The sequence below is a fragment of the Streptococcus sp. 1643 genome (assembly GCF_006228325.1).
GTDB lineage: Bacteria > Bacillota > Bacilli > Lactobacillales > Streptococcaceae > Streptococcus.
Genome location: NZ_CP040231.1, coordinates 846,474 through 867,064, shown reverse-complemented (window position 1 = coordinate 867,064; position 20,591 = coordinate 846,474). Strand labels below are relative to the sequence as shown.

General features: G+C 40.4%; 15 protein-coding genes and 1 pseudogene. 4 read left to right on the top strand and 12 right to left on the bottom strand.

Annotation, left to right across the window (positions count from 1 at the left end; genetic code table 11):
* Positions 1-79 precede the first annotated feature (79 nt).
* The 4 genes and pseudogenes from FD735_RS04600 to FD735_RS04585 all read right to left on the bottom strand — a co-directional run bounded on the left by FD735_RS04600 (position 80) and on the right by FD735_RS04585 (position 8,043).
* Positions 80-2,617, bottom strand: a pseudogene (locus FD735_RS04600) (pneumococcal-type histidine triad protein).
* Positions 2,618-2,774: 157 nt separating this feature from the next.
* Entirely contained in the window at positions 2,775-5,798 is a 3,024-nt protein-coding gene (locus FD735_RS04595) for a pneumococcal-type histidine triad protein (RefSeq protein ID WP_139658602.1), read from the bottom strand.
* 242 nt (positions 5,799-6,040) lie between these two features.
* Positions 6,041-7,774: a phosphoenolpyruvate--protein phosphotransferase gene (gene ptsP, locus FD735_RS04590; RefSeq protein WP_125413184.1), complete on the bottom strand. Its 1,734-nt coding sequence runs from the start codon at positions 7,772-7,774 to the stop codon at positions 6,041-6,043.
* 5 nt (positions 7,775-7,779) lie between these two features.
* Positions 7,780-8,043 carry a phosphocarrier protein HPr gene (locus tag FD735_RS04585; RefSeq protein ID WP_000146948.1) on the bottom strand — a complete coding sequence of 88 codons (264 nt, stop codon included), beginning with the start codon at positions 8,041-8,043 and terminating at the stop codon, positions 7,780-7,782.
* A 363-nt stretch (positions 8,044-8,406) separates the two neighbouring features.
* Between FD735_RS04585 and nrdH the strand changes: the two genes are divergently transcribed.
* From nrdH to FD735_RS04565, 4 genes are all read left to right on the top strand, one after another.
* On the top strand, positions 8,407-8,625 hold the full coding sequence (gene nrdH / locus FD735_RS04580; protein WP_057528781.1) for a glutaredoxin-like protein NrdH: 219 nt from the start codon (positions 8,407-8,409) through the stop codon (positions 8,623-8,625).
* Between the two features lie 80 nt (positions 8,626-8,705).
* Positions 8,706-10,865, top strand: coding sequence for a class 1b ribonucleoside-diphosphate reductase subunit alpha (nrdE, locus tag FD735_RS04575; protein ID WP_139658601.1), 2,160 nt, complete (start codon positions 8,706-8,708; stop codon positions 10,863-10,865).
* A 188-nt stretch (positions 10,866-11,053) separates the two neighbouring features.
* Positions 11,054-12,016, top strand: coding sequence for a class 1b ribonucleoside-diphosphate reductase subunit beta (gene nrdF, locus FD735_RS04570; RefSeq protein WP_139658600.1), 963 nt, complete (start codon positions 11,054-11,056; stop codon positions 12,014-12,016).
* A gap of 139 nt (positions 12,017-12,155) precedes the next feature.
* Positions 12,156-12,923, top strand: coding sequence for a DeoR/GlpR family DNA-binding transcription regulator (locus tag FD735_RS04565; protein ID WP_139658599.1), 768 nt, complete (start codon positions 12,156-12,158; stop codon positions 12,921-12,923).
* A 40-nt stretch (positions 12,924-12,963) separates the two neighbouring features.
* On the opposite strand, the gene lacG is transcribed toward FD735_RS04565, so the two are convergent.
* From lacG to lacA, 8 genes are all read right to left on the bottom strand, one after another.
* Positions 12,964-14,370: a 6-phospho-beta-galactosidase gene (lacG, locus tag FD735_RS04560; protein WP_139658598.1), complete on the bottom strand. Its 1,407-nt coding sequence runs from the start codon at positions 14,368-14,370 to the stop codon at positions 12,964-12,966.
* Between the two features lie 84 nt (positions 14,371-14,454).
* Positions 14,455-16,149, bottom strand: coding sequence for a lactose-specific PTS transporter subunit EIIC (locus tag FD735_RS04555; RefSeq protein WP_139658597.1), 1,695 nt, complete (start codon positions 16,147-16,149; stop codon positions 14,455-14,457).
* On the bottom strand, positions 16,149-16,466 hold the full coding sequence (locus tag FD735_RS04550; RefSeq protein WP_139658596.1) for a PTS lactose/cellobiose transporter subunit IIA: 318 nt from the start codon (positions 16,464-16,466) through the stop codon (positions 16,149-16,151). The genes FD735_RS04555 and FD735_RS04550 overlap by 1 nt, the downstream gene beginning before the upstream one ends.
* Before the next feature lie 35 nt (positions 16,467-16,501).
* Positions 16,502-17,338, bottom strand: coding sequence for a PRD domain-containing protein (locus FD735_RS04545; RefSeq protein ID WP_139658595.1), 837 nt, complete (start codon positions 17,336-17,338; stop codon positions 16,502-16,504).
* Positions 17,339-17,575: 237 nt separating this feature from the next.
* Entirely contained in the window at positions 17,576-18,556 is a 981-nt protein-coding gene (gene lacD, locus FD735_RS04540; RefSeq protein ID WP_139658594.1) for a tagatose-bisphosphate aldolase, read from the bottom strand.
* Between the two features lies 1 nt (position 18,557).
* On the bottom strand, positions 18,558-19,487 hold the full coding sequence (locus FD735_RS04535; protein ID WP_139658593.1) for a tagatose-6-phosphate kinase: 930 nt from the start codon (positions 19,485-19,487) through the stop codon (positions 18,558-18,560).
* Positions 19,488-19,497: 10 nt separating this feature from the next.
* Complete coding sequence (gene lacB, locus FD735_RS04530) at positions 19,498-20,013, bottom strand: galactose-6-phosphate isomerase subunit LacB (RefSeq protein ID WP_001216921.1); 516 nt, start codon at positions 20,011-20,013, stop codon at positions 19,498-19,500.
* A 30-nt stretch (positions 20,014-20,043) separates the two neighbouring features.
* Positions 20,044-20,469, bottom strand: a complete 426-nt coding sequence (gene lacA / locus FD735_RS04525) for a galactose-6-phosphate isomerase subunit LacA (RefSeq protein ID WP_000029277.1) — start codon at positions 20,467-20,469, stop codon at positions 20,044-20,046.
* Positions 20,470-20,591: the final 122 nt, after the last annotated feature.

The following is a 20,591-nucleotide window of genomic DNA, read 5'->3' as shown; positions in this document are numbered from 1 at the left end:
ACATTCTGCTCTCATTTTTCGATTTTATCTTTTCTATATATCCTATCCTGTTTTTAGGAGTTAGAAAATTGGGGTAGGTTTAGTTACTCTCCTTTAGCAATGCCAACAGCTTTTGAACTTCTGCCATAATAGTATTGTTGTCTTGGGCGCCAAATAGCAAGTTATTCTTTAATCCTGTGAGAGTTTCTTTGGCATTGGATTTGATAATGGAGTCTTGGATCTTTGCAAGTAGCTCTTCAGCCTCTCTCAACTTCGCTTCAACCTTTTCAGTCTCGACCTGAGGTTCTTCTGGTTCCTCTGGTGATTCTTCTTCCAGCTCCTCAGTTGGTTTTGGAGATTCTGGTTTCTCACTTTGAGGCTTCTCTTCGCGAGGCTTTTCTTCCTCAGGTTTGTCTGTCCGAGGTTTCTCCTCTGATGGTTTTTCCGTTTGATTGGTATCAGCTTGACCATTTTGGTTTCTTTGAACATGGTCACTTGCATTGCCCCAACCACTATCTGAATGCGGACGTTCGTTTGGATGTTCGACATAGTACTTGAAAGTCGCAAAGAGATCTTCTAGACTATACCCCTTAGGTACCTCATAAAGTCCTTCGTCAAACCACTCAAATTTGATGTTATGGTAATGATCATAATGAGGAATGATTAAACTACCGTTTTTAACTTCCACGGCATGTTGGAGATTGTAAGGCATACGATCAAGCGTCACCTTCTTAGCTGCTTTCACGCGGTTGTAGATAGCTTCTGCTCCTTTAGCCTCCGTATTTCCTGGATTCTGATGGTCTGTTGAAGGAGGAGTCAAACCTTTCTCTTTAGCATAAGCCTGGGCTGCCGCTCTTTCAGCTTCAGACAAACTATCTTTCTTAATCCAATGACTGTGGGTCATATGTGGAGTTACATAGGCATCCCCCTCATCACTGGTGATATCACGAGGATCAAAGATATAGCCATCTTCTGTTGTATACTTGCCTGCCAACTTGGCTACCTGAATCTCATCATCAGTGTAGGCAATTTGCGCATTTGGTTTTCCTAAACGTTCTGGATGACGAATCGGTGCTAGAAAGGCCAAGATATCATCCACCAACTTGACTTTATCACTGCTTTCATCATTTAAACGTTCCAACAGTTTATCCAAAGTGTCAAAATCAGCTTGGCGCCCTCTATTATCAAGTAAGTCTTGATGAACTCTTGCTAGTAAATCATAAGCCTTATTGTAAAATCCTTGATCACCAGATGGGAGGTTGGTTTTCTTAGCTCCGAGTTTATGATCTAAACTTTATTGCTTGACTAGTTTACTATCAATGGCTGCAGCAGTTTCTGCTGAAAGCTTCTTGGCAGGAATATAACGTGAGATTCCATTCTCCTCAAATACATAGCCATCAGCTACTTTTCGAATCACCTGTTTAACTAATTTTTCATCAATTGGATTGCTTGGAGTTGGTTGAGGAGTTGGTGCAGGTTGCGGGCTTGGACTAGGTTCCGGAGTCGGTTGTGGACTTGGTTGTTCTGGTCTTGAATCCGGCACCAAATGGTTCGAACGATAGCGAAGCGGGATGATGCGAGCGATTCGTTCTTCCAATTCAGACATCTGTAAATAAGGTATGAAATGGTAATGATTCCCATGAGGCACAGCAACTCCTCTAGCTGTTCGACTTGTAATCTGTGCTGGGTCGAAGACAAGGCCATCAGATTCTACGTGTCGTTGGCTGAGCGGCAAGGCGTAAAGTTGTTTCAGAAGGCTATCAATATCCTCATCACTCTGACTTGCTTGGTTATCGTCGCTACTGTTGTTAGCTGTGTTCGTGTTCGTATAGCTGTTGCCTTGATTATTATTGGATGGAGTCCATCTATCTACATCGCTGCTAGCACTGTTGTTATTGGTACGGCGGTAAGTAGGCGTATTTGATTGGCCACTTCTACCAGATAGAAAGGCTTCTGCAGCAGCCAATTCGCTGGCAGACAAGTCACTCTTAGGAATATAGTGGAAGTGATTGCCATGAGGAACGATATAGGCATCACCTGTATCTTCTATGATATCAGAGGCATTAAAGATATAACCATCATCTGTGGTGTAGCGTCCCTGTGAACGTGCCAAGGCTACCGCACCATCGTTTGCTGAAGTCCCTCTTTCACGATGCTGACTATGTTCTTGTTTTTGCCGATTGATTTCTTCTTTCGTACGGACATTATCCGCATATGCAGCATCCTTAAGGTAAACATAGTATTTTCCATCTACCTTGATAACATAACCGCCCTTGATTTCACTGACAATATCCTCGTCCTTGAGCTGGTAGTTTGGATCCTTCATCAGCAACTCTTCACTGATGATAGCGTCATAAGGAACCTTCCCATTGTAATAATGATAGTGGTCTCCATGAGAAGTGACATATCCCTGGTCTGTTATCTTGATGACGATTTGTTCGGCATTGATGCCTTCTTTTTTGCTAACCTCATCAGGAGTCAGATTCTCTGTTTTTTGCGCAGCCTGTTTTCCATCTATATAGGAAACACGATTATTTTCTTTTACAGTTTGAGCTTGATGCAAACCTAGTTCATAAGCACAGACACTTAAAAAAAGTGTAGCTACTGACCCAGCTAGATATTTTTTATTAATTTTCATTCTTTCCTCTTTTCTTAAGTATATTTGATTCACTATAAAATAACAAACCGGTTAATTAACCAGTTAATAGTTTACTCTTTTTAATATTGCTTGTTAAGAATTTTACATATATACATAATAAAAATGAAAGCCTCTTTATTGAGACTTTCATTTTTCATTAGTTTATTTTTTCCTTACTTACAGATGAAGGATTACTTCCTTTTAACAACGCAAGTAATTTTTCTGCTTCTGCCATGATACCATTATTATCCATAGTTTGAAGAGTCAAATTATTTCGTAAACCAGCTAGAGTTTCTGTTGCATTAGCTTTCAGACTAGAATCCGTTACTTTCGCAAGCAAAACTTCTGCTTCTTTGAGTTTGGCTTCTACTTTTTCAGTCTCTACTTGAGGGACTTCTGGCTCAGCAGGTGTTTCCTCTACTAGCTCTTCGTCCGCTTTGAAGTTCTTATTTGGTTCTTCACTGTGGTCTTTCTTGCCTAACACATGCTCACTGGCATTGCCCCATCCATCATTAGAATGTGGACGTTCGTCAGGGTGTTCGACGTAGTACTTAATCGTCGCAAACAAATCTTCCAAGGTATAGCCATTTGGAGCTTTGTATGTGTGATCATCAAACCAAGCAAATTTAATGTTATGGTAATGATCCTTATGAGGAATAATCAAATTACCGTTTTTAACCTCAACTGTATGCTCAACCATATATGGAAGTCGAACGAGTGGAATTCGTTTTTCCCCTTTCACACGATTGTAAATAGCTGCTGCACTATCTCCAGTTGGATTTGCTTGAACATCTGCGTCTGGAGATGGAGGTAGGATACCTTTTTCTTTAGTATAGGATTGAGCTGCAACTTTTTCCTTATCAGAAAGGCTGTCTTTTCCAATCCAGTGACTATGGCCCATATGAGGCGTTACATATGCATCTCCTTCATCACTGATTATATCATGTTCGTCAAAAATGTAACCATCTGACGTTGTATACTTATCAGCTAATTGAGCAATACGAACTTCGTCTTCAGTATACTCAATCTGAGAATTTGGCTTGCCAAGTCGCTCTGGATGGGTAATTGGTGCTAGGAATGCCAATAAATCATCTACTAATTTTCCTTTATTAGAAGATTCATCATTCAAGCGTTCTGCTAATTTGTCTAAGGCTTGGAAGTCAGAAGTACGCCCCTTGTTTTCAGACAAGGCTTTATGAGCCTCGGCCAATAAATTATATGCTTTATCATAAAATTCTTGGTCACGAGAAGCGACATTTTCTTTCTTCGCAACTAGGGCATGCGTCTCTTGAGTTTTCTTAGACAAGAGATTTTCAATAGCGTCAATCTTATCCTTGGCTAAGTCTTTAGCTAGAACATAACGACTAGCGCCCTTATCTTCGATAATATATCCATCACCAACTTTTCTAACAACCCGGTTGACATCAAATTCTGTCGGTTTATTTTCCACTGGTGCTAGAGGTTTGGTAGTAGGGGCTGGTTTCAGAGGAGTAACACTTGACAAGACACTGCCATTTTGTCCCTTAATAGCTATCATACGAGCCAATTTTTCTTCCAGCGGTGACATTTGTGAATAAGGAATAAAGTGATAATGGTCTCCGTGAGGCACTGCTACACCATTAGCTGTACGTTTGATGATTTGTGCCGGATCAAAGACTAATCCATCAGATTCCACATGGCGTTCTGATAAAGGTTTGGCATACAATTCACTTAAAAGTGTTGGGATATCTTCCCCTTGATTTTGATGATATGTTGGGGTGACAGTCAGGTTTGGAGTCTCTGTCAAACTTGGTTGGGCTGGTTTAGCATTATCACTACTTGATTTACTTGAGCTTGTAGAAGAATGAGAACCCTGTTTACCATTCCAATAGGCTTGGGCTGCAGCCAATTCTCCTGCTGACAAATCACTCTTAGGTATATAGTGAAAATGATTGCCGTGCGGTACAACAAAAGCGTCACCTGTATCTTCAATCACATCTGTCGGACTAAAGACATACCCATCATCCGTTGTATAAGCGCCTCCAGTTCCTCGATTTGGTGCCTGCGTATTGAGATTAAAGTTTGATTTAATCGGTGAACTTGGTGTTGAACTTGGTTTATCTGTACTGCTTGGTTTCGTATTGTCAGAATGACTTTGAACTGGCTGACCTCCAATTGGTAAATTTCGAGCCAATTTTTCTTCCAAAGCAGACATTTGTGAATAAGGAATGAAATGGAAATGATCTCCATGAGGAACTGCCACACCATTGGCAGTACGTTTTATAATCTGTGCTGGGTCAAATACCAATCCATCAGATTCCACATGACGTTGGCTAAGTGGCAAAGCGTATAATTCTTGAAGAAGACTAGCTAAATCCTCATTTTGGCTCTCCGGAGCTGTTGCAGGATTTTGAGGAGTTTCAGATGAACTAGTTCTCACACTAGATCTTGTTTCTCCCCTGCTTGAACGGTATTCAACCGTACTTAATTGGCCACCTTTTCCAGATAGAAAGGCTTCTGCAGCAGCCAATTCGCTGGCTGATAACTCGCTCTTAGGAATGTAATGGTAATGGTCGCCATGAGGAACGATATAAGCATCACCAGTATCTTCAATGATATCGGATGCATTAAAGATGTAACCATCATCTGTGGTGTAGCGTCCCTGTGAACGTGCCAAGGCTACCGCACCATCGTTTGCTGAAGTCCCTCTTTCACGATGCTGACTATGTTCTTGTTTTTGCCGATTGATTTCTTCTTTCGTACGGACATTATCCGCATATGCAGCATCCTTAAGGTAAACATAGTATTTTCCATCTACCTTGATAACATAACCGCCCTTGATTTCACTGACAATATCCTCGTCCTTGAGCTGGTAGTTTGGATCCTTCATCAGCAACTCTTCACTGATGATAGCGTCATAAGGAACCTTCCCATTGTAATAATGATAGTGGTCTCCATGAGAAGTGACATATCCCTGGTCTGTTATCTTGATGACGATTTGTTCGGCATTGATGCCTTCTTTTTTACTGACCTCATCAGGAGTCAGATTTTCCGTTTTCTGCGCTGCTTGTTTTCCATCTATATAGGAAACACGATTATTTTCTTTGACTGTTCTAGCTTGATACAGTCCCAACTCGTAAGAGCAAACACTTAAAATTAAAGCTGCCGCAGAACCAGCAAGGTATTTTTTATTAATTTTCATTGAAACTCACTTTCTTTTTTAATATTTCTATTTGCAATTCATTTCTAAATTGCAGAAACTCCTCTCTATTACTTAACTGGTTAATAGTTTACTCCTAAATTTGCAACTTGTCAAGAATTTTATGAACCAGTTAAGTATTTTTGTTCTGACCACTACTTTCTCTAGAATGGAGTTTATATAAGAAAGATTTTCTTGAAAGTTCTTAAAAAAATCCCTGCAACTGGGTTGCAAGGACTTTTCGATTAATCAAAATTAACGTATTCTTTTTGAAGTTCAAGAACTTCTTCCATTGTTGAGCATTCTGTAAGGGCACGGTTTGCGTACTCTTCCATCTTAGCTGTATCGAGTTTCTTCATCAAGCTACGTGTACGAAGTACTGATGTTGCTGACATAGAGAACTCATCCAAGCCCATTCCGACAAGAAGTGGAACAGCCTGTTGGTCACCAGCCATCTCACCACACATACCAGCCCATTTACCTTCAGCGTGAGCTGCTTTGATAACGTTGTTAATCAAACGAAGGATTGATGGGTTGTATGGTTGGTAAAGGTATGAAACTTGCTCGTTCATACGGTCTGCTGCCATTGTGTATTGGATCAAGTCGTTTGTACCAATTGAGAAGAAGTCAACTTCTTTAGCAAATTGGTCTGCAAGCATTGCTGCTGCTGGGATTTCGATCATGATACCAACTTGGATATTATCCGCAACTGCAACACCTTCAGCAAGAAGGTTTGCTTTTTCTTCGTCAAAGACTGCTTTCGCTGCACGGAATTCTTTCAAGAGCGCAACCATTGGGAACATGATACGCAATTGACCGTGAACAGACGCACGAAGAAGGGCACGGATTTGTGTGCGGAACATAGCATCTCCAGTCTCAGAGATAGAGATACGAAGGGCACGGAATCCAAGGAATGGGTTCATTTCGTGAGGCATATCGAAGTAAGGAAGTTCCTTATCTCCACCGATATCCATTGTACGAACGACAACAGGTTTACCGTTCATTCCTTCAAGTACAGCCTTGTAAGCTTCGTACTGCTCGTCTTCTGTTGGGAAGTCTTGAGAATCCATGTACAAGAACTCTGTACGATAAAGACCAACAGCTTCAGCACCGTTGTCATTGACACCTTCAACGTCTTTTGGAGTACCGATGTTGGCAGCCAATTCAAAGTGTTTGCCATCAGCAGTTACTGTTTTAGCATCTTTCAAGAGAGCCCATTCAGCTTTTTGTTTCGCATAAGCTTCACCAGCAGCCTTGAATTCAGCCGCTTGCTCATCTGTTGGATTGATAATAACCTCACCTGTGATACCGTTAACGGCAAGAAGGTCACCGTCTTTAACGATTTCAGTGATGTTGTTTGTACCCAATACTGCTGCAATTTCAAGTGTACGTGCCATGATAGCTGAGTGACTTGTACGTCCACCAATGTTTGTTACAAAAGCTTTTACAAAGTTTTTGTCCAATTGAGCTGTATCTGAAGGAGTCAAGTCATGCGCAATCACGATCACTTCTTCATTGATAGAAGCTGGGTTTGGCAATTTTTTACCAAGGAGGTTTGCCAATACACGTTTTGTCACGTCGCGGATATCCGCTGCGCGTTCTTGCATGTATGGGTTGTCTTCCATGCCTTCAAAGATAGTGATAAACATATCTGTAACTTCTTTCAGACCTGCTTCTGCATTCACTTTCTTCGCACGGATTGTTTCCTTGATTTGGCTGATCATTTCTGGGTCAGCAAGAACCATTAAGTGAGCGTCAAATACTTGAGCAGCTTCTTCACCAAGCGTACCTACTGCTTTCTCACGAATAACAGAAAGCTCGTCTTGTGATGCTTGTAGAGCGGCATCAAGGCGAGCTTCTTCTGCGTTTGTATCTTCGACTGTAATAGTCTCAAATGACAAATCCGGTTGAACGAGTAGATATGCTTTTGCAACTGCAACACCGTCAGATGCTGCGATTCCTTTAAGCATTTCTGTCATTTTCCTTATGCCAATCCTTCTTTTTCCATAGTTTCAGTGATAGCAGCGATTGCGTCGTCAGCATCTGCACCTTCAGCTGAAATTGTAACGTCAGCACCTTGGCCAACACCAAGACTCATAACACCCATGATAGATTTAAGGTTTACTGATTTACCTTTGTATTCAAGAGTGATATCTGAAGCAAATTTGCTAGCTGTTTGAACCAACAATGTTGCTGGACGTGCGTGAATACCTGTTTCTGCCACTACGTGGAAATCTTTAGAAGCCATAGTTTGACTCTCCTTTAGTTATTTCTTTTTTGGATTATATGTGATAACCCTTACAAGACTGTATTATATCACCTTCTAGATTATTTTTCAAGTGTTTTATGGACTTTCTTCTATTTCCTTTCAGATAACTTGCTGAAAATCTTCTATTTATCTTACCAATATACAGTATATAGTTTTTTTGTTTTGATAAACTTTGATAGTTCAATGAAAACCCAATTTTACACTCCGACAAAACACTATATATTGTGCTTTGTTTTTGAAACTGTAACTTTTTAGCACAAGATTTAGTTTAAAAAGTTTGACAAAGTTTTTTTTTCTGATATACTAAGAAAGTAATCTATATTTGAAAGAGGAGTTACGAAAATGGTAACCGTTTATTCTAAAAACAACTGTGTCCAATGTAAGATGACCAAGCGTTTCTTGGACAGCAACAATGTCGCTTATCGTGAGATCAATCTCGATGAGCAACCAGAGTACATCGATCAAGTTAAAGAGCTCGGTTTCAGCGCTGCTCCTGTTATCCAAACACCAACTGAAATCTTTTCAGGCTTCCAACCAGGAAAACTGAAACAATTAGCATAATCTTAGTACATCATCCAGAAGAGATTGCTTCTAGGGCTAACTTAGAGGCCTTTCTTTTGTAATTAGATAAGGGAAATTTTATGGGATTAAAACATCTTGAGGACGTAACTTACTTCCGTCTCAATAACGAAATCAACCGTCCTGTCAATGGACAAATCATGCTTCATAAAGATAAGGAAGCCTTGGATGCCTTCTTTAAAGAAAATGTAGTTCCAAATACCATGGTTTTTGATTCAATCACTGATAAAATCAACTACCTCATTGAACACAACTACATTGAAACTGCATTTCTTAAGAAATACCGTCCAGAGTTTTTGGAAGAATTGCATCAATTTATCAAGGATCAAAACTTCCAATTCAAATCATTCATGGCTGCCTATAAGTTTTACAACCAGTATGCCTTGAAGACTAATGACGGTGAATATTACCTTGAAAGTATGGAAGACCGTGTCTTCTTTAATGCACTTTACTTTGCAGACGGGGATAAAGCCATTGCGACTGATATTGCCAATGAAATCATCCACCAACGCTACCAACCTGCTACTCCTTCCTTCTTGAATGCTGGCCGTGCTCGTCGTGGGGAGTTGGTATCTTGTTTCTTGATTCAAGTAACCGATGATATGAACTCTATCGGACGTTCTATCAACTCAGCCCTTCAACTTTCACGTATCGGTGGTGGTGTGGGAATTTCCCTCAGCAACCTTCGTGAAGCTGGAGCTCCTATCAAAGGTTATGAAGGTGCTGCTTCTGGTGTCGTACCAGTTATGAAACTTTTCGAAGACAGCTTCTCTTACTCTAACCAATTGGGTCAGCGTCAAGGTGCTGGGGTTGTCTACCTCAATGTCTTTCACCCAGATATCATCTCTTTCCTTTCAACTAAGAAAGAAAATGCCGATGAAAAGGTTCGTGTTAAGACCCTCTCACTTGGAGTTGTGGTGCCCGATAAATTCTACGAATTAGCTCGTAAAAATGAAGAAATGTATCTCTTTAGCCCATACTCTGTAGAGCTTGAGTATGGTGTACCGTTCAACTACATTGACATCACTGAAAAATACGATGAATTGGTCGCAAATCCAAATATCCGCAAGACAAAAATCAAGGCGCGTGATTTGGAAACTGAAATCTCTAAATTGCAACAAGAATCTGGTTACCCTTATGTCGTCAACATTGATACGGCTAACCGTGCAAATCCTGTTGATGGAAAGATTATCATGAGTAACTTGTGTTCTGAGATTCTTCAAGTTCAAGAACCAAGCTTAATCAACGATGCTCAAGAATTCCTTCAAATGGGAACGGACGTTTCATGTAACCTTGGATCAACCAACGTGGTCAACATGATGACTTCACCTGACTTTGGTCGTTCTATCCGTGCGATGGTTCGTGCTTTAACTTTCGTTACAGATAGTTCACACATCGTAGCTGTTCCTACTATCGACCACGGAAACAGTTTGGCTCACACCTTTGGTCTTGGTGCCATGGGGCTTCATAGTTACCTTGCCCAACAACTCATCGAATATGGATCAGCTGAGTCTGTTGAATTCACTAGCATCTACTTTATGCTTATGAACTACTGGACCTTGGTAGAATCAAACAATATCGCCCGCGAACGTGGTATCACCTTCCACAACTTTGAAAAATCAGATTATGCTAACGGAAGCTACTTCAACAAGTATGTAACTGGTGAATTTGTTCCAAAATCAGACCGTGTTAAAGAACTCTTCAAAGATGTCTTTATTCCAAGTGCTGCTGATTGGGCTGAACTTCGCGAAAAGGTTCAAGCAGATGGACTTTATCACCAAAACCGCCTTGCTGTAGCGCCAAATGGTTCTATCAGCTACATCAACGACGTTTCTGCTTCTATCCACCCGATTACACAACGTATCGAAGAACGTCAAGAAAAGAAAATTGGTAAAATCTACTATCCAGCTGCAGGTTTGTCAACAGATACTATCCCTTACTACACTTCTGCTTACGACATGGATATGCGCAAGGTGATTGATGTTTACGCTGCTGCAACAGAGCACGTGGACCAAGGGCTTTCACTCACTCTCTTCATGCGTAGCGACATTCCAAAAGGTCTTTACGAATGGAAGAAAGAAAACAAACAAACGACACGTGACCTATCTATCCTTCGTAACTATGCCTTTAACAAGGGTATCAAGTCTATCTACTACGTCCGTACCTTTACCGACGACGGTGGAGAAGTCGGCGCAAATCAATGTGAAAGTTGTGTGATTTAATTTTTATCTGAAGCAACCACATTTTCTCAGATTAGTAATTCAATCACCGTATTAGACTGGAATAAGCATCTATACTATGAAAAACTAAAAAGTCGGGCTTCCGACTTTTTGTGCGATACTCTTCTCAGACTATGATAAAATAGAGATGATTCGGCAATCGCATTATTACATACAGAAAGAGATTTCAAATGGAAACTTACTACAAAGCCATTAACTGGAATGCCATCGAAGATGTCATCGACAAATCAACTTGGGAAAAGCTGACAGAGCAATTCTGGCTCGATACGCGTATCCCCTTGTCAAATGACCTAGACGACTGGAGAAAACTATCAAACAAAGAAAAAGACTTGGTAGGAAAAGTCTTTGGTGGTTTGACCCTTTTGGATACCATGCAATCTGAAACAGGAGTTCAAGCGCTTCGCGCAGACATCCGTACACCGCATGAGGAAGCTGTTTTCAACAACATCCAGTTTATGGAATCTGTCCACGCAAAATCCTATTCTTCTATCTTCTCTACCTTAAACACCAAGGCTGAAATCGAAGAAATCTTTGAATGGACCAACACTAATCCCTACCTACAAAGAAAAGCAGAAATTATCAATGAAATCTACCTCAATGGTAGCCCCCTTGAAAAGAAGGTTGCCAGCGTTTTCCTTGAAACCTTCCTTTTCTACTCTGGTTTCTTTACACCACTCTACTATCTTGGTAACAACAAACTGGCCAACGTTGCGGAAATCATTAAACTAATCATCCGTGATGAGTCTGTTCACGGAACCTACATTGGTTACAAATTCCAACTTGGTTTTAACGAATTGCCTGAAGAAGAGCAAGAAAACCTCAAAGAATGGATGTACGACCTGCTCTACACCCTCTACGAGAACGAAGAGGGCTATACAGAAAGCCTCTATGACGGTGTTGGCTGGACTGAGGAAGTTAAAACCTTCCTTCGTTACAATGCCAATAAAGCTCTTATGAACCTAGGACAAGATCCACTCTTCCCAGATTCAGCAGATGATGTCAATCCAATCGTTATGAACGGAATCTCAACAGGAACTTCTAACCACGACTTCTTCTCTCAAGTCGGAAATGGTTACCTCCTTGGTGAAGTTGAAGCCATGCAAGACGAGGATTACAACTACGGTTTAGACTAATTTGACCAAACATTCAAAATATCATGGTTTGTTTAAAACAACCATGATATTTTTGTTTTTGTTTTATTTTGTTTTTTTCTATTTGATTGATTGAGCGTTTTATGGTAAGATAATAATAGTAGAAATCGAGGTGATAAGGATGCTAAAGCAAGAAAAACTAGATAGTATTCTAGAAGCAGTAAACACAAAAGGCACTATTACTGTAAAAGAGATTATGGAGAGTCTTGATGTGTCAGATATGACAGCTCGCCGCTATTTACAAGAACTAGCAGACAAGGATTTGCTGGTCCGTGTGCATGGTGGCGCTGAAAAACTTCGTACAGGTTCTCTCTTAAACAACGAACGCTCAAATGTTGAAAAACAAGGCTTGCAGATTGCTGAAAAACAAGAAATTAGCCGTTTTGCCGGCCATTTGATTGACGAAGGTGAAACTATTTTCATCGGGCCAGGAACAACCTTAGAATGTTTTGCTCGTGAGCTCCCAATTGATAATATTCGTGTTGTAACAAACAGTCTTCCTGTTTTTCTCATCCTAAACGAACGAAAACTAACAGATTTAATCTTGATTGGTGGAAATTATCGCTCTATCACTGGTGCTTTTGTAGGGACACTCACCTTGCAGGATTTGACAAACCTTCAGTTTTCTAAGGCATTTGTTAGCTGTAATGGTATTAAGGATAAGGCAATTGCTACTTTCAGTGAAGAAGAGGGCGAAGCGCAACGAATCGCCTTGAATAATGCTAATAAAAAATACTTACTGGCAGACCACAGTAAGTTTAATAAGTTTGATTTTTACAATTTCTATAATATCTCAGAAATTGATACCATCGTTTCAGATTCCAAACTGAGTCAGGAGACATTTGAAGACCTGTCAAAACAAACAACCATTCTTTTATCAAAACCATAAAAATTCCCCTGCCTTTGTGGCGGGGAATTTTTGTTGAATTTTAATCAATAAGTTGGGTCTCAGCTAGTTTCTTGTACCAGTGAGCTGATTGCTTTGGATAACGCTCCTGGGTTTCAAAATCAACATAGAAGAGGCCGTAACGCTTTTCGTAACCATTTGACCAAGAAAAGACATCCATCAACGACCAAATGAAGTAACCTTTTACATTAGCTCCATCAGAGATTGCATCTGCAATCACTTCCATATGTTTCTTAACATAATCAATCCGTCCATCATCGTAGACTGTTCCATCCACAAACTCGTCTTTGTATCCGAGACCATTCTCTGTGATGTAGATTTTTTTGTAATTTGGATAATCTTTCTTCACGCGCATGATTTGATCATACAAACCTTGAGGGTAGATAATCCAATCCCAATCCGTACGTGGGACATAGTCAGGCGCCACTCGACGTCCAACTCCCTTAATCTGATACTTAGAGCTTCCTTTTTCACCCTTACCGTTATGAATGATTTCTGTTTCGCCATCAAAGGCTTGCATCCAATCACTCATATAGTAATTAATTCCAAGAAAGTCGTTCAAGTCTTTTGCAGCTTCTAGCACAGCGAAGTCTTCTTCACGCAGATCTAAGCTTCCACCGTTGACTGCTAAGATATGGTTGACACCTTCCATGGTTTCTTCGGAATATCGTCCTAGATAAGTCGCATCCAAAATAAATTTATTATGGATGATATCTTCCAACTCAGCAGCGCGAACATCTGCTTGATTTTCAGGATCTAGAGGATATTTAGTAGGCAGGGCGTGAACCACACCAATTTCCCCTTTATAGCCTTTATCTTTATATAGTTTGACTGCACGCGCATGCGACACCATCATATTGTGATGAGATTGGAAGACTTTGGCAAGGTCGTACTGAATACCTGGAGGGAATTTCCCAACCAAGTATTGACCATCACCAATTGGCCCAATTTCATTAAAGGTTGTCCAATAGTTTATTTCTGGGAATTCTTCAAAACAGAAAGCAGCGTAGTCTACAAAGTGTTCAATGTTTTCACGGTTTAAGAAGTCTCCATTTGAATGTAGAGCTTCTGGCGTGTCAAAGTGATGAAGAGTTACAAAGGGCTCAACATGTCGCTTGTGACACTCTGCAAACAACTTGTGGTAGAATTCAACTCCCTTGTCATTGACTTTTCCGTAACCAGTTGGAAAGATACGTGACCAAGCGATTGAAATACGGATACCATTGACACCATACTCTTCTGCTAGTTTGAGGTCAACTGGGTATTTGTGATAGAAATCACTGGCTGGTTCAGCAGTGTACCAGTAGTTATCTTTGAGGTATTTATCCCAGGCAACTGGTCCTTTACCATCAGTATTTGTCGCACCTTCTGCTTGATAGGCAGCTGTTGCTCCGCCAAAAATAAAGTCTTTTGGAAGTGTTTTTGTCATTTGATTCACCTTTCAAGAAATAGAAATGAGATGGAGATAGAGTTGGGAGGAATTCCTCCATCTCACTTCTTCGCTATTTACCTTTTATTCTTCGAACTGCGCTTGAACAAAGGCAAGAGCGCCTTTTCCATCGCGAGTCAGTTTAATGTATTGCCCACCTTCTGTCTTGGCAAGTTTGATACCAAGTTTGTCGGTTTCGGCCTTCATGTCTTCAAAGTTTGAAGCAACTTGAGGAGCAAGGATAACCAGATCAAACTCAGGCAACATTTCACGGTGAGCACCATAGCCACCAGCTGCTGCTTTAACAGGAACCTTGTACTCCGCAGCTGCCTTGTTTAGAGCATTTGCCAGGAGACCACTTGTACCTCCTCCTGCACAGAGAACGAGAACATTTGTTTCTTCTGTGATTGTGTTTTGCGCTGTTTCTACACCTGCTTTTTCAAGAATCGCATCTGCTTTGGCAGTATTGAAGTTTGCTGCTACTTTTTCTTTCAATTCATCATTGGCTTTACCAGAACGCTCTTCTTCAAGGATTTGTTCATCATAAACCTTGAGGAATGGATAGTAAACGGCTACGTCAACAAGGATTAACAAAGCAGCAAGTACAAATGACAAGAATTGGAAGTTTGTACCGAGAACAATACCGAGCGGACCTGGTGTTGTCCAAGGAAGGTTGGCAGTAAATGAGTTCATGCCAAGCGTTTCAATAAAGAATTTAAAGATCCATACGTTAGCAATTGGCGCAAAGATAAATGGAATAAAGAAGATTGGATTCAAGACAAGCGGTGCACCAAACAAGATTGGTTCATTTACACCAAAGAAAGTTGGAACTACTGAAGCACGTCCGATTGCACGGTTTCGTTTTGATTTGGTCAACCACATGAACATGAATGGAACAACTAGTGTCGCACCAGTACCACCCATGGTAACGATAAACATTTGTGTACCAGAAGTAAGGATCTTGTCTGCATGCATCCCTTGTTGGAGAAGGTTCAAGTTGACTTCGGCATTTGCATAGGTAATAGCTGCGATTGCTGGTTCAACGATAGATGGACCATGAATACCAACAAACCAGAAGAAGGCAAAGGCACCAAAGATAATGGTAATGCCTAGATAGCCATCAGCAGCAGAGAATAATGGTGCAAAGAATTTACCGATTGATTCAGCTACGCTTGCACCAACAAAATGACGAGCTAGTAAATCAAGAGCATAAAGAGAAACCACTGATAGAGTGAATGGAATCACATCTTTAAAGACTTGTGAGATATTTGGTGGAACTTCGTCAGGCATACGAATAGTGACGTTGTTCTTAACACAAACCTTATAGATTGCTACAGTAACAAAGGCAGCAAGGAAGGCTGAAAGCAAACCTTTTGTCCCAAGGAAACCTGTCGCAAAGCCACCTTCAATCGGATCAGCTGCCAACATCAACAAACCAACAATCGCTGCCAACAGTGTTGACATATAGTTGATTTGGTTGGTTTTCTCCATGCTACGGTTTACTGAGTCGGTCAATGACTTAGCTGTTGTGCCAGCTACCAAGAGAGCTAGAATCCCCATTGAATAGCTATAAGGTTTCATGAGGAGATTAACAACATCATCAGACCATTTAAAGCCCCATGAGTTTGGTACAAAAGCAATCAAGATAAAGATACTTGAGAAGAGAATAACAGGCATCCCTGCAATGAAACCATCACGAATAGCACGAAGATAGATATTACGAGACAGTTTTTCAAAGAAAGGTTTTCCTTTCTCGATAAATGAAATTAGTTTGTTCATTACTTAACTCCTCTCTTGTAGAGTTCGATTAAATGGTACATCAAGTCTTTTAACAAGATAGTTGTCATCAAGTGGTCTTGGCCATGCATCATGGTCACACTATAAGCCAAATCCTCACCAGCTGCTTCCTTGGTCAATAGACTTGTTTGCGCGTGATGTGCTTCAGCAATGCAAGAACCAGCTTCTTCAACTAAGCTATCCGCTTTCGCGAAATCACCAGCTTCAGCAGCCTTCAAGGCTTCCAATAGTTTTGAACGAGCATCGCCAGCATAGGCTACGATTTCAAAACCTAACAATGTTACTTCTTCTCTATTCATGATAGAATTCTCCTTATGTATTTTTAATTAAATTTTTATGACAATAAACGTTGGATATGTAGAACTAGATAAACTCGTTCACTTTTATACAAATCAAGACCCGTATGTTGCGTAATCACATCATAAATCTTGGAACCAATCTCGAACGCTTTTGGATAGGATTGTTTAATGTGATCTTCCATATCCAGAAGTGATTGGTTATCATCTCTAGATCTGTCTAAATAATCCAAGAAATAATTCAAATGAATCATAAAACGATCATAGAAATGATTATTCTCTTTGGTTCGTTGAATTGCATAACCCTTTAGCACTTCTTCAACATTCCTGAGAATTTCTTTCCTCTTATCAATCGACTCAACCACTTGAACTTCATTCTCCCCTTCGGCATTGATGAAATGATAAGCGATCCGAATAATTTCATCCTCAGGGAAATGATCTGTCAACTTCTGACGATAGATGTCAAAGGCTTCCTTTGCGATTTGAAAAGCGACAGGATACTTAGTGGAAATATCTGGCAGATTACTATCCTTGTACCTTCCTTGTGCTAGAGCTTGGTAAGAACAGTAAATATGATCTGTCAAGGTTACGTAGAGATACTCTTGAATCGGATAATGATATTTCTTTGATAGCTTATCAATGATTTCATAAGTCACTGTGATAAAATCAAGCGGAACATCTTTGAGCAGAGCCATAAAGTTTTCTCTGGACTCTTCTGTCTTCATCCGAAAGATTTTCTCAACTTGTTCTTCAGCAATCAAATCCCCCTTCTTCTTTCCAAATGCAATCCCCTTACCAATCACAATCACTTCTTCTCCCTTGTCATTTCTGACAAGAGAGACGTTGTGATTCATTGGGTTTAGAATTCGATACATGGCAACCTCCTTTTATCTCTTAAAGGTATATGAGTATAAAAAATGACCACAAATGAACTAGAAAATCTATTGATTTCTAATCCACCTGTGATCATGCCTAATATTACTTAGTAACACTCACCTTGTATTAACTTGTGATTTAAGTATAGCACAAGTCAGTTTTTTTGTAAACCTTTACATTCAACTTTTTTTAAATTTTTTATTTAGATCAATGTTCCTAAGATTAGGGGGGAAAACTTATACACGTTCAGTCCATGAAGTCGCTGTGGTTTGGAGAACTTTGTTGAGTTCATCAATGTTCTCAAATCCAGTTGTGCGAAGCCATTCACGAGCTGCTGCTTCACCGTCTTTGATGTAGGCTTCAACTGATCCAGCCCAAGTTGCACGGCCGCAAAGAACACCGTTGAAGTTTGCGCCTGATTTGTGGGCAAAGACAAGTGTTTCTTGGAAGAGTTTGGCTGATACACCCGCACTCAAGTAGATATATGGCAAGTTAGTCGCTTCATCTTGTGCTTTGAAGAAGGCTGCTGCTTCTTCACGAGTATGAACGATTTCACCATCACCAAATCCTTCAACGTATTTCACATTGACTGGAACTTCCACTTTCAAAACATCAATGTTAAAGCGTGGGTCTGAGAAGACCTTCATGGCACCGATAACCTTGTGTGGTTTCACTTTTGCGTATTCTGCAGAACCTGCATCAGCGATTTTTTCATCGTAAGCGAGGATTTCAAGGAAGAATGGAATGTCTTCCGCCACGCATTCAGATCCAATGCGTTCGATGTAAGCTTGTTTTTGTTGGTTGAGTTCGTCAGAGCTATCTACGTCATAGTAAAGCAAGAATTTGACAGCATCAGCGCCTTGTTCTTTGATGCGTTTTGCAGACCAAACATCCAAGCAGTCAGGCAAGCGTTTGGTGCTTGTTGTGTCGTAACCAGTTTTTTCATAAGCAAGGAGAAGGCCGGCGTTGACATCAAGCGCTTTTGTAGCTGGAAGACCATACTCTGGGTCAAGAAGCATAGAGGATGCGTATTTAGTCAATTCATCTGCAACCAAGACTTTGAGTTCTTCCATTTGAGCCACTGTTGGCTCTTCTGTTTGGTATTGCGCCATAAGGCGTTTCAAAGCACCACGTTGGTCAAAGGCAAGAGCTGAGATGATGCCGTTCTCGTCAGAGAGTTTTTGCAAGCGTACACGTTTATTTTCTGTTAAAACCATTTTATACCTCTTTTACTATTAATTGATCATATAAAGCTTGATAGTTGGCCATATTGACATGACCTGTCATCTTTTCTTGAGCATTGAGCATACCAAGGACATTGGCCTTGATGAGGAGTTCTTGATCAGTTTCCTTATGAAGAAGACCTGATGAAATACCTGCAACAGTAGAATCTCCAGATCCGACAGGATTGACTACCTGAATTCTTGGAATATCTACCTTGTAGAAAGTATCACCGTGTTTTGCAAAAGCACCATTTGCTCCAAGTGAAACGATTATCCACTCAATCCCTGCAAATAGAGGCTCTTGAAGAACTTCTTTTAATTCATCCAAATCCTCAGAAACTTCTTTCCCAAGAAGCTGAGACAATTCTTCGTTATTTGGTTTGATTACTGTTGGTTTATGTGGTGATTCAAGAACCGCCTGAAGGGCAGCACCTGAGCAATCCAGAACAACTGGTTTTCCTGCGCGATTAGCAAGTTCTACTAAGCTTGCATAGTAGTCAACTGGAAGACCTGCTGGCAGACTACCAGAGATGGCTACTACTTCCACAGTGTCAAGGAGATGCTCGAAATGAGCCAAGAAATCTTGCCCTTCTTGTTCTAGAACTTCAGGCCCTTTTTCAAGGATTTCTGTTTGGTTGTCTCCGTGGAGAATAGCGATACAGTTACGAGTCTCTCCTCGGATAGAGAAGAAACGTTTCGTTACTTTATCGTCGATATGCTCTACTAAAAACTCACCAAGTTTCCCACCGACCAAACCAGTAGCAACAACAGAATCGCCAAATTCTGAAAGAACTCGTGTAACATTAAGACCTTTACCACCAGCTGTCTTGGTCACGTCCACCACACGGTTGACAGTGTCAATTTTCAATTCATCCAAAGGATAAGAAATATCAATGGATGGATTCATTGTGACTGTTAAAATCATGCGTCACCTCTTAGTCGTGGTATTCACCGCGATCCCATTTTTCAAGGAATTCTGTAAAGAAGTTTGCATCTGCTTGATGAGCATTGTGAGTTTCAACGTGCTCAATTTTCGCAATCAATTTTTTATTTTCTTCTGATGGTTTGTATTCAGCATTGATGAAAGCTTCAATGATATCGCACATGAGCAATTCACCAGTGATTTTACCACCAAAACCAATAACGTTGGCGTTCAATTGTTCTTTTGCATAAAGAGCTGTTGTCATATCACGAACCAAGGCAGAACGAACTCCTGGAACTTTATTGACAGCGTTGTTGATACCAACACCTGTACCACAGATACATACTCCAAGATCAGCTTGACCGCTTGTAACGGCTTCACCAACTTTTTTACCAAAGATTGGGTAGTGAGTACGTGTGTGGTCATAGGTACCAAAGTCGATGACTTCATATCCTTTTGATTTCAAAAATTCTGAAACCGCCATTTTTTCATCTGTTACGATGTGGTCACATCCAATTGCAATTCTCATTTTTAACTTACCTTTCTTACTGTAATCTAATTAGCACATTTTGTTCAACATATCAACACGAATTTGGTGACGGCCACCGTCGTATTTACCGTTAACAAATCCTTTAGCAATATTTTTAGCCAATTCATCACCAACAAGTTGTGCACCCATAGTGATCATACGTGAGTTGTTGTGTCCACGAGTCATATAAGCTGAACGTTCGTCAGATACTTCTGCAGCAACCATTCCTTTGATTTTAGTTGCAACCATAAATGGACCAGCTCCATAAGCATCAATCACGATACCAAGATTTTGTTCTTCTTTGTTTACTTCTGCAGCAACAGCAAGAGTCACATCAACAAAATCTTGACCTTCAGCTGTAACATCCACAACGTGGAAGTTTTCTTTTTCCAAGAAGTCTTTCACAACTTCTTTCAATCTCAAACCTGCAGCATCTGCACCGATAACAATAGACATATTGTATACTCCTTTTTATTTTTCTAGGCTAGTAAAGACTTTTATAGTTAGCAGTTTACCTACAAAAGATTTTCTAGCAGTTTATTGACAAATTTGATTGAATGAGATGAATATCACCTTAT

What these genes read in the sequence shown, in the direction of transcription:
- FD735_RS04595 (WP_139658602.1), bottom strand. Translation starts at nt 5,798, where the DNA reads ATGAAAATTAATAAAAAATACCTTGCTGGTTCTGCGGCAGCTTTAATT.
- ptsP (WP_125413184.1), bottom strand. Translation starts at nt 7,774, where the DNA reads ATGACAGAAATGCTTAAAGGAATCGCAGCATCTGACGGTGTTGCAGTT.
- FD735_RS04585 (WP_000146948.1), bottom strand. Translation starts at nt 8,043, where the DNA reads ATGGCTTCTAAAGATTTCCACGTAGTGGCAGAAACAGGTATTCACGCA.
- nrdH (WP_057528781.1), top strand. Translation starts at nt 8,407, where the DNA reads ATGGTAACCGTTTATTCTAAAAACAACTGTGTCCAATGTAAGATGACC.
- nrdE (WP_139658601.1), top strand. Translation starts at nt 8,706, where the DNA reads ATGGGATTAAAACATCTTGAGGACGTAACTTACTTCCGTCTCAATAAC.
- nrdF (WP_139658600.1), top strand. Translation starts at nt 11,054, where the DNA reads ATGGAAACTTACTACAAAGCCATTAACTGGAATGCCATCGAAGATGTC.
- FD735_RS04565 (WP_139658599.1), top strand. Translation starts at nt 12,156, where the DNA reads ATGCTAAAGCAAGAAAAACTAGATAGTATTCTAGAAGCAGTAAACACA.
- lacG (WP_139658598.1), bottom strand. Translation starts at nt 14,370, where the DNA reads ATGACAAAAACACTTCCAAAAGACTTTATTTTTGGCGGAGCAACAGCT.
- FD735_RS04555 (WP_139658597.1), bottom strand. Translation starts at nt 16,149, where the DNA reads ATGAACAAACTAATTTCATTTATCGAGAAAGGAAAACCTTTCTTTGAA.
- FD735_RS04550 (WP_139658596.1), bottom strand. Translation starts at nt 16,466, where the DNA reads ATGAATAGAGAAGAAGTAACATTGTTAGGTTTTGAAATCGTAGCCTAT.
- FD735_RS04545 (WP_139658595.1), bottom strand. Translation starts at nt 17,338, where the DNA reads ATGTATCGAATTCTAAACCCAATGAATCACAACGTCTCTCTTGTCAGA.
- lacD (WP_139658594.1), bottom strand. Translation starts at nt 18,556, where the DNA reads ATGGTTTTAACAGAAAATAAACGTGTACGCTTGCAAAAACTCTCTGAC.
- FD735_RS04535 (WP_139658593.1), bottom strand. Translation starts at nt 19,487, where the DNA reads ATGATTTTAACAGTCACAATGAATCCATCCATTGATATTTCTTATCCT.
- lacB (WP_001216921.1), bottom strand. Translation starts at nt 20,013, where the DNA reads ATGAGAATTGCAATTGGATGTGACCACATCGTAACAGATGAAAAAATG.
- lacA (WP_000029277.1), bottom strand. Translation starts at nt 20,469, where the DNA reads ATGTCTATTGTTATCGGTGCAGATGCTGCAGGTTTGAGATTGAAAGAA.